Consider the following 5,323-nt stretch of genomic DNA (forward strand, 5'->3'; position numbering starts at 1 on the left):
CAAGGCTTATGAGACTTCGATTTTCAGGTTTTAGCAACATTTTTGAATTTCTATTAGAAAATAAAGCTTCAAACCTTGATTGAGTAATAGTTTCAGTTTCCCGCTTCGATTATTGTTTTCTGAGAGTAATGAAAGAGCGATAGCCAAAAATCTTTAGTCTACTTTAGTAGACTTTAGCTAAAAGCCAAAGAACTTTAGTTCTAGGCGGGTGAGGAAGGCAACAGTTAAGCTATCTATAGCTTAAGTTGACACGTATGAACATTGCTGTGCCCTTACGACAGATGTGGTTCAAATACATGAAAACTGCTGTAAGTAACCAAAATGGTAATTTTGTAACGAAAATTATAATGTTTGTAACGAAAATAACGACTTGAGTACCAAAATGGTAATTTTGTAACGAAAATTGCAATGTTTGTAACGAAAATAACGACTTGAGTACCAAAATGGTAATTTTGTAACGAAAATTGCAATGTTTGTAACGAAAATAACGACTTGAGTAACCAAAATGGTAATTTTGTAACGAAAATTGCAATGTTTGTAACGAAAATAACGACTTGAGTAACCAAAATGGTAATTTTCGTAGGGGTAAAGCGCATTGCTAAAGCCCTACGACAGATGTGGTTTAAATACATGAAAACTGCTGTAAGTTGCACATCGCGTTAACATTAGCTTAATTATCACCGCAAAACTTTATGATTCTTGAGGCAGTTATGCTTCATGTTAAACCTGGTCTAGAATCAGATTTTGAAGCTGCTTTCAAAAAAGCTTCTAATTTTATTTCCTCAATGGACGGATATTTATCACATGAATTGCATAGATGTATAGAAGTCCAAGGTAAATATTTATTACTTGTCAGATGGGAAACTTTAGAATCTCATACTGTAGGATTTAGAAGTTCTGCTGAGTATCAAGAGTGGAAAAAACTTCTGCATCATTTTTATGAACCATTTCCCACGGTTGAACATTTTGAAGAAATTGAAATATAAAAAACAAGAATCCCGACTTATCAAATAAGTCGGGGTTCTGCGATTGTATCACTCTACTCGTTGCAACTGCGCTACTCTTGGGTCAACAATTTTTTGTCCCAAGCTAGCAAATTTAATTGCCACAGACATCTTATTACCCGTTCCAAAAACATGAGTTATTTCACCAACACCAAAGGTTTTATGTAATACTCGATCGCCTACTTGCCAATTCTGCGTTGTATCTTGCTTAACACTAGAATTAGAAGTACTTTTGGTATAACTTTGACGACTCAGGCGTTGAGTAGTTAATAATTCTTCTGGTAATTCGTCGAGAAATTGCGATCGCACCGCAGGTTCACGAGAACCATACAAACGGCGTTCCCGCGCGTGTGATAAATACAACCTTTCTTGGGCGCGAGTAATCCCCACATAACACAAGCGGCGTTCCTCTTCCAAAGATGCCGGATCACTCAGCGAACGGTAGCCGGGAAATAGCCCTTGTTCTAATCCCACCAAAAATACTACGGGAAATTCCAAACCTTTGGAAGCGTGCAAAGTCATCAAAGAAACGGCTGTCTGTCCTTCTTTTAAATTATCCAAATCGGAACTGAGGGCGGCGCTACTCAGAAAGTCTCGCAGGGAAACCTCTTCGTTTTCTTCTTGAAATTGCAGTGCAGCGTTGTAAAGTTCCTGAACGTTTTGTACCCGATCTGTAGCTTCATCTGTGCCTTGACTCATCAAGTCTTGAACGTAACCAGAATCTTCTAATATTCCTTGCAAAACCTCAGTCACGGGAAGCGTACCGATTTGTCCTTGCCAACGGCTAATCATTGCGGCAAAGCTATTTACAGCTTTTGTTGCCCGTCCAGCTAATGTATTAACTGATGTTTCGTCGCTGAGTATTTCCCACAGAGTTGTCCCTAATTGCTGAGAAGCATTTACCAAAGCGTCGATAGTGGTTTTCCCAATTCCCCGGCGGGGAGTATTGATAACTCGTAATAAACTGACTGTATCAGCTGGGTTAGCGATCGCTCTTAAATATGCGATGACATCTTTAATTTCTTTGCGATCGTAAAATCTCATTCCCCCCACAACTGTGTAAGGAATTTGATATTTCACCAGCAATTCTTCAAAGGGGCGAGATTGGGCATTTGTCCGATAAAGTATGGCAAAACTACCCCAGTTCAACTCTGGATTTTGGTTTTTTAAAGTGCTAATTTGATGAATCACAAATGCCGCTTCTGCCAGTTCCTCATCGGCTTTGTGACAAGTAATTTGCTCACCCGGCCCCCGCGTCGGTTTGAGGATTTTATCAATCCGTTGGGTGTTATTTTCAATCAGTTCATTAGCCGCTTGCAGAATGTTTTCACAAGAACGATAGTTCTCTTCCAGCTTAACCATCGTCCTGGTGTCATCATCAACTAAACCATCACCAAAGTCTTCCTGAAATCCTAGCAAGATGGTGAAATCTGCCATCCGAAAGCTGTAAATTGATTGATCGGCATCGCCGACAACAAAAACTGAGCGATTTTGCCATTCCCATTCGCTCTTTCTGGTTTCGCCGTTAGTCACCAATAAATGAATAAGTTGATACTGAGTGCGGTTAGTATCCTGATATTCATCTACAAGAATATGGCGGAACTTGCGATGCCAATAACCCAAAACTTGCTCGTTTTGTTGAAATAATCTAGTAGGTACGAGAATTAGATCGTCAAAGTCAAGAGCGTTATTTTCTGCTAACTTATCTTGATATAGACTGTAGACTTGGGCAATTACCCGTCCGCGATAATTGGGTTGTTCTTGCTCAAATTCTTGGGGCGATAAACCTTGGTTTTTAGCATTACTAATAGCGTAGCGAACAGAGCGAGCGTCAAATTTTTTCTCGTCTAAATTCAACTGTTTATTGACGATTTCTTTAATCAGACTCATCACATCTGATTCATCAAAGATAGAAAAATTGCGATTCCAACGCCGTCCTTTTTCATCTACATATTTTTCAATATCAAAACGGAGAATGCGAGAAAATAGACTGTGGAAAGTGCCACACCATAAGTCTTTGATAGTATCTTTGTAAACTTGCGATCGCAGTAACGTTTGTTGATATTCTGTCAACAAATCAAAACGCTGACCGTGTTGTTTCATCGCCAGTTGTTCCGCAAACAGCCGTTGAATCCGGTCTTTCATTTCCCGTGCGGCTTTGTTGGTAAAAGTAACCGCCAAAATATTCTCTGGATCAACACGGTGTTTCAGAATTAAATTCGCAATGCGATAAGTCAGCGCTCGTGTTTTACCGGAACCTGCGCCAGCAACAACTAGCAACGGGCCGCAGTAATGTTCGACAGCTTGACGTTGGCTAGGGTTAAGGTGACTGAGAAAGTCGATGGTTGTTGTCATGGATGTGAAAAAGCGATGTCTCCGACGGGCTACGCCTACGCCTGGCGTCACATCAATAGAGAGTTGCTATTGCCCAGGTTACAATATCCTAACGAAACTTGGTCAACAAAGATTGTGCGGCAATATTCCTAACCAGAATGGTACTCTATCATGATTTATTTGACACTCCCACGGCTATCAAAACATCGCGAAAGCTCGTTTTGATTAAAAGCCGTGGGATTCTTGCATCTTCGGGATTCCAATGAATTTACCCTCAGCAAGCATCTTGACCGTCTGCCCGACGGCTGCACACCCTCTTTGGAGGACGACTTGAGCGGCTGCAACATCTCTGTCGGTGGTGTAGCCGCAATTTTCGCACACATGAACACGCTCTGATAACTCTTTTTTACCTGTTTCAGTATTACAATTTGGGCAAATCTGACTTGTCTTTTTACTATCTACTTTTTGGAAATAAACACCACGCTTAAAGCAACACTGCTCTAGAATCTGGAAGAATTGACCCCAACCAGCGTCTAAACAGTGCTTACCCAGCATTCCTCTTGACAAACCGACAAGATTCAAGTATTCAACAAAGATTGTTTTAGCTTGGTCACAAAGTTGGTGCGCTACTTTCCAATGAAAGTCTTTCCTGATATTAGCAATACGTTCATGGAGTCTAGCTACCTTTCGTTGAGCTTTGCGCCAGTTACTTGAACCTAGCTTTTTGCGACTGACTCGTTGTTGCAGCAATTTAAGCTGGCCTTGGAGGTCTACAAAAAACTTTGGTCGTTGAACACAAAGACCACTAGAAGTAGCAATAAAACTCATTAATCCCACATCTACACCTAATGCTTCTCCATAAGGCATTGTTTGTGGTACAGATACATTCCACTGCAAAGTTAACATTGTGTACCAACCAGATGCACGTTTAACAATTCTTACTTGTTTAACTGTTGCATCTGTGGGAATATCCCGTGATTGCCGAAACTTTACCCAACCAATTACGGGGAGTTTAATGTATCCAGGCTTTAAGGGTTCTTTCCCTAGCTGAGGAAAAACAAAAGAGCGTAGCTGCCCTACTTTTTTAAACCGAGGAAATCCAAAATTGCGCTCCCACATTGACACAAAACCAGTCTCCAACCTCTTTAATGTCTGTTGCAACACTTGAGACTGAACACGCTTCAACTCTGGATATTGTTCTTTTGCTGCTGTTAATGATTTGCATTGACTAACAAAAGTGGGACGTGGTGTATCTGCTGGGATTATGTACTCAGAACGCAATGAACAAGCGTTAACCTGACATGAGCGTGACTTATACCAATCCTTGCGTTCTGCAAGTGCATAATTGTAGACTTTGCGATTGATCTCTAGCCAATCCTGAAAAGTCTCAACCTGTTGCTTGGTTGGTTGTAGTCGGAACTCGTAGGTCAAAGAAAACACTGGTCATTACCTCCTGAAATTAGGATATCAGTGTTCTTATAAACCCTCAATACCTTTTTTAAGACTGCCTCTTTTGCCGCTTCTCTTCGAGACGCTACGCGAACGCATTCATAAGGGCAGTTCCGTGGGCGGGTTTCCCGACTTGAGGAAACTGCCCGTCCCACCCCTAGAAGAAGTGGGCTTTCTGCTCTAACACTTGTAATGGATAGACTTCTGCACTTAGTATAGCTTTGCGTAAAATCGTAGCGTTTTTAATGCAAGGGGATGCATTGGCATTGTCAGTCGATGCATTGGCATTGTCAGCCGATGCGTTGGCATTGTCAGTCGATGCATTGCCTTTAGTGACAACAGAGTTTGTACTATTGGAGGTTGCAGATGCTCTATGTACACCAGTCAGCCGTATTCAGACAGTTGCTTTCATCAACAGTAGGACTTACGCAAAAACTCTCTCAAACTCTTATTACTTCGTGTCCTTTGCGTCTTTGCGGTTCGTTTTTTCATAATTTTGCGTAAGTCCTAAACAGTTTGCGAGTTTTAAAAAGTGT

The 5,323-nt window shown here is 41.1% G+C and carries 4 protein-coding genes; 2 read left to right on the forward strand and 2 right to left on the reverse strand.

All coding sequences use genetic code 11. The features are described 5' to 3' along the window. Positions 1-692: 692 nt before the first annotated feature. On the forward strand, positions 693-986 hold the full coding sequence (locus tag LC574_RS24915; protein WP_229456228.1) for an antibiotic biosynthesis monooxygenase: 294 nt from the start codon (positions 693-695) through the stop codon (positions 984-986). A gap of 48 nt (positions 987-1,034) precedes the next feature. On the opposite strand, the gene pcrA is transcribed toward LC574_RS24915, so the two are convergent. Beyond that, entirely contained in the window at positions 1,035-3,359 is a 2,325-nt protein-coding gene (pcrA, locus tag LC574_RS24920) for a DNA helicase PcrA (protein ID WP_229456229.1), read from the reverse strand. A gap of 204 nt (positions 3,360-3,563) precedes the next feature. After that, on the reverse strand, positions 3,564-4,778 hold the full coding sequence (locus LC574_RS24925; RefSeq protein WP_229456230.1) for a transposase: 1,215 nt from the start codon (positions 4,776-4,778) through the stop codon (positions 3,564-3,566). A gap of 254 nt (positions 4,779-5,032) precedes the next feature. Here LC574_RS24925 and LC574_RS24930 point away from each other — a divergent pair, with 254 nt between their 5' ends. Beyond that, positions 5,033-5,281, forward strand: a complete 249-nt coding sequence (locus LC574_RS24930; protein WP_229456231.1) for a hypothetical protein — start codon at positions 5,033-5,035, stop codon at positions 5,279-5,281. Positions 5,282-5,323: the final 42 nt, after the last annotated feature.

The organism is Nostoc sp. CHAB 5715 (assembly GCF_020829685.1).
GTDB lineage: Bacteria > Cyanobacteriota > Cyanobacteriia > Cyanobacteriales > Nostocaceae > Nostoc.

Excerpts from the sequence above, each read along its gene's own strand:
- LC574_RS24915 (WP_229456228.1), top strand. The coding sequence starts at position 693 with ATGATTCTTGAGGCAGTTATGCTTCATGTTAAACCTGGTCTAGAATCA.
- pcrA (WP_229456229.1), bottom strand. The coding sequence starts at position 3,359 with ATGACAACAACCATCGACTTTCTCAGTCACCTTAACCCTAGCCAACGT.
- LC574_RS24930 (WP_229456231.1), top strand. The coding sequence starts at position 5,033 with ATGCAAGGGGATGCATTGGCATTGTCAGTCGATGCATTGGCATTGTCA.